Annotated in this window: 1 protein-coding gene; it reads left to right on the forward strand. The window is 71.9% G+C overall.

Going from position 1 to position 595, the window contains the following annotated elements; all coding sequences use genetic code 11:
- Nucleotides 1-358, forward strand: a 358-nt coding sequence (locus KUM32_RS38550; RefSeq protein WP_217146460.1) for an RDD family protein, incomplete at its 5' end; no start/stop codon positions are given.
- Nucleotides 359-595: the final 237 nt, after the last annotated feature.

The following is a 595-nucleotide window of genomic DNA, read 5'->3' on the forward strand; positions in this document are numbered from 1 at the left end:
CGCGTTGCAGTCCGCGATGGACGACCCGAACGACCCGGACATCGGCAAGACCGCGATCAGCGCCGTCATCACGTTCATCGTCTACTTCGGCTACGAGGGCGCCATGCTCGCCCACGACGGCCAGACGCTCGGCAAGAAGGCGGCTCGCATCCGGGTGGCCGTGCTGGCCGACGGCGACATCCCGCGCGGCAAGGGCTGGTCGCGGGCCGCGGTGTACGCCCTGCCCGGCATCGCCCAACCCATCCTCCTGGGCACGCTGTTCTGGCTGCTCAACTCGTTGTGGCAGCTGTGGGACAAGCCCTTCCGGCAGTGCCTGCACGACAAGGTGGCTAAGACCGTGGTCGTCGAGGCGCGCTGACCACACCGCCCCCCGTACGCGTCCCCACGTCAGACACGGCGAAGCCGGCCCGGAAGGACGGGCCGGCTTCGCCGTGTCCGGCTGGGTGCCTGGCTCTGTGGTCAGCTCCGCAGGGTGTGCTCGGTGGCCCGTGGTTCGGTGCGGCGGAGCGGGAGCCGGGTGACGGGCGAGGAGTCCGCGCCGCGGCTCGACGGCGCCGGGGTGGCCCGGGGGATCGGCACGGTCACGGCGACGAGC

The organism is Streptomyces sp. AC627_RSS907 (genome assembly GCF_019049165.1).